Annotated in this window: 1 protein-coding gene; it reads right to left on the bottom strand. The window is 51.7% G+C overall.

The genetic code is table 11. The features are described 5' to 3' along the window. Window positions 1-172 precede the first annotated feature (172 nt). Complete coding sequence (gene ltrA / locus BM299_RS18720; protein ID WP_092488058.1) at window positions 173-1,420, bottom strand: group II intron reverse transcriptase/maturase; 1,248 nt, start codon at window positions 1,418-1,420, stop codon at window positions 173-175. Between the last annotated feature and the right edge of the window lie 630 nt (window positions 1,421-2,050).

The following is a 2,050-nucleotide window of genomic DNA, read 5'->3' as shown; positions in this document are numbered from 1 at the left end:
GTCCATATTTAGCTGTAAATTCAATTTGGACAGAGCGTGTTTTATTCTATCAAGTACAAGTGAAACATGTTCCTGTCTCTCGATAATGGCAACAAGGTGAGTAGCCCCGGGGAATTTCACCCCGAGGCCCTCTCAGAACCGGACTTGAACCTCTCAGCTCATCCGGCTCCCATTATCCAGCCGCAGGACAAATCCCCATTTGCCAGTGCACGAACAACTTCGGTTCACGTCTAGCTATTTTACCGAGCCAGTGATTCGCCTGTCTTTGATGTTTGGCGAGTTTCTTGTACTTCCTTCGTGCCCAGCGCACCAAGGCCCGGTCCATGTGTCTTAGTACCGAGTACAGTTCCGATTTGTAAAAGCGCCCGTAGTAGTTGATCCAGCCTCTGATTACCGGGTTGAACATCCGAGACAGGTCTTCAAGAGTCTTATCTGGCTTCAGGTGCATGCGCCATCCACGAATGGTCTGACGCATGGCCTTCTTCGCCTTGTTGCTTACTGCCGGGGTGAAGTTGATGAAGAACTTTCCGTACTTGTTCTTGGATCTCCGCGGTCGGAAGGTGTAGCCCAGAAAGTCGAACTTGGTTTCTGGATAGTCTTCCCGCCGGTCATCGTCTTTACAGTAGACAATGCGGGTCTTGTCGGGATGCAGTTCCAGCCCACATTCCGCAAACCTTTCCTTTAGGCTTTCATGAAGTCTCTCAGCACCTTTTAAGCTACGGCAATGTGCCACAGCATCATCGGCATAACGAGCAAACGGTTTGTCGGGATGGTTACGAACCATCCATATGTCAAACGCATAGTGGAGAAACAGATTAGCCAGTACCGGGCTGATAACGCCTCCTTGTGGGGTTCCTTTCGACCGTTCCTTTACAGTGCCATCGGGCATTTGGAAGGGTGCCTTGAGCCACCTCTGAATGTAGAGGATAACCCATGGATTGTTGGTATGTTTACGGACCGCTTTCATCAACAGTTCATGATTAATGTTGTCGAACAGACCCTTGATGTCGAATTCCAGCACCCAGTCGTACCTCCAGCAACGATGCCGGGTAACGGCCACTGCATCCAAAGCTGACTTTCCCGGTCGGTATCCATAGGAATCCGGGTGAAAGTGTGGTTCTACTGTCGGCTCGAAATAGATTTTAACAACCATTTGCGCTACCCGATCCGCCACGGTGGGCACTCCGAGTATGCGTTTTCCCCCGTTTTTCTTGGGGATTTCCACGGCTTTCACGGGTGGGGGGAAGTAGCTGCCGGAAGACATTCGGTTCCAAATCTTGTAGAGGTTGTTCTTCAAGTTGGCTTCGAACGCTTCCAGGCTTTCGTCGTCTATTCCGGCCGCTCCTTTATTCGCTTTTACTCGTTGGAATGCCTCCAGCACTACATGTTTGGAGATTTCATACGGCTTTGTTTTGTCCATTGGCTCCTCCCTTGCGGTTGACCATTGTTCAAAATTGGATAACACAGCTCCTTCGCTCCACTCCCGTTACGGAGCTTCATTACTACTACGGGCTGTTCCGCCCCTGCACTCCGCATCGGTACTTTCGTCCTTGCGGGTCCGCCGCTTGGGTTTTTCCCTTAACATCGGAGGGCAGGTTCCCACGTTCCTAACCGAAGCCTGTGCCACGTTCACGCCGCCTTCATGCCGGCCACCACCTGGTCGGTAAACAGGTTTCCTCCAGATTTATCCCGGGCTAACGACTACCTCCCGGTTTTGATGACGTCCCTACGCTTTCGACACTTTATCAGCGGTTCACGGGTGTTCGTCTCCATTGGCACACACCTGACGAAGTCTTGCTTCGCCTTTTCCGTAACGCTCACTACCATGGCTTTTGACCACAGCAGCTTACGGTGGTTTGGAGCCTCCACCTGCATGGCGGCTCCGAGGGGCCTTCCCTCATCTTCGGTTAAGCATAGCTTTCGGGCTTATGCAGCCCTGCGCCTTCGTGGCGCACAATCGTCAGCATAGCGGGAGTACCCCGACAATGGAAATTTGTTCGATTTGTACTTGGTATTGATTAGGCTTTCCATTTCTCTATCGAGAACGTCC

Source organism: Desulfoscipio geothermicus DSM 3669, from assembly GCF_900115975.1.
In the GTDB taxonomy this organism is placed as follows: Bacteria; Bacillota; Desulfotomaculia; order Desulfotomaculales; family Desulfallaceae; genus Desulfoscipio; species Desulfoscipio geothermicus.
This window is presented reverse-complemented; position numbering and strand designations above follow the sequence as displayed.